1 protein-coding gene is annotated in these 1,234 nt (G+C 41.2%); it reads left to right on the top strand.

Features of this window, described 5'->3' with window-relative positions:
* Positions 1-1,125 (top strand): LPXTG cell wall anchor domain-containing protein (locus STRDD10_RS09760; RefSeq protein ID WP_197458342.1); only part of this gene is annotated, 1,125 nt, incomplete at its 5' end.
* Positions 1,126-1,234 lie beyond the last annotated feature (109 nt).

The following is a 1,234-nucleotide window of genomic DNA, read 5'->3' as shown; positions in this document are numbered from 1 at the left end:
AACGTGGAGACACCAGCTCAGAAGAATCCACGAGTAGAGTTGACACAAGATAGTGATGGAAATGTTATTGTAGAACCAAAACAAGCGGATGACCAATCATACCCACCAGGAACTACGGTGACAATTCCAGGAGTTGAGACACCAGTAGTAATAGGCGAGGATGGAACAGGCAAAATTCCAAACAGTGAATTACCAACAGAACCAACAAAAGGGACTCCAGTTATCACTGTACCAGGTGGTCAACCAACAAATGCAGGACATACAGTAACAACTCCAGCTAAAGGTGTTCAAGCTGTTAATGGTGAATTGCCACAACCATTGGAATTATCAGAACTGCAGCTTATTATTACTAAATGGCTTGATGAAGAAGGTCGTCCATTGAAATCAGAAGTCTCTGCAACTCCAGAGGATATGGCTCGTGATTTAGCTGCATTTGAACATGGTAGTTTTGCTGGCTATATCTTTAGCGAAACAACTGTTGAAGAGAATGTAGTGACCCATGTCTTTAGAAAAGTTGCATCTAATGGTGGCGATACATCAGATGATTTCATCCCAGTGGTTCCATCAGAGAAAACCCCAGTCAAGAATTTGGATAAATTAACAGATGCTGAAAAAGCCGCAGTTAAGAAGAAAGTTGAAGATGCGAACCCAGGTAAGACAGTCACAGTTGATGACAAGGGTAATGCAACTGTAACTGATCCAACAAGCGGTAAAACAGCAATCATTCCATCGACAGACTTGGTGGAAAAATCAGATGATTTCATCCCAGTGGTTCCATCAGAGAAAACCCCAGTCAAGAATTTGGATAACTTAACAGATGCTGAAAAAGCCGCAGTTAAGAAGAAAGTTGAAGATGCGAACCCAGGTAAGACAGTCACAGTTGATGACAAGGGTAATGCAACTGTAACTGATCCAACAAGCGGTAAAACAGCAATCATTCCATCAACAGACTTGGTGGAAAAATTGAAAGAAGATACGAACACAGCTAATAAACGTACAGTATCGTCTAAAAAAGTCTTGCCAAATACAGGTACAGCAGATGCTTCAACAAGTATTGCACTTGGAGTGATGGCTGCAGTAGCAGGTCTAGGACTTGTTGCGAAACGCCGTAAAGAGGAAGACTAATATAAAGTTTCAAAGTTCTTGCTAACATTTATTGACTAGATATATGTCAGCAGAATGAGAAAACGGGCTCCGTAGCTTATGGATTTACATAAGCTACGGGGGCTTTTAT

It is taken from the genome of Streptococcus sp. DD10 (assembly GCF_001578805.1).
In the GTDB taxonomy this organism is placed as follows: domain Bacteria; phylum Bacillota; class Bacilli; order Lactobacillales; family Streptococcaceae; genus Streptococcus.
The sequence above is the reverse complement of the archived record's forward strand: the minus strand, read 5'-3'. Positions and strand labels throughout refer to the sequence as shown.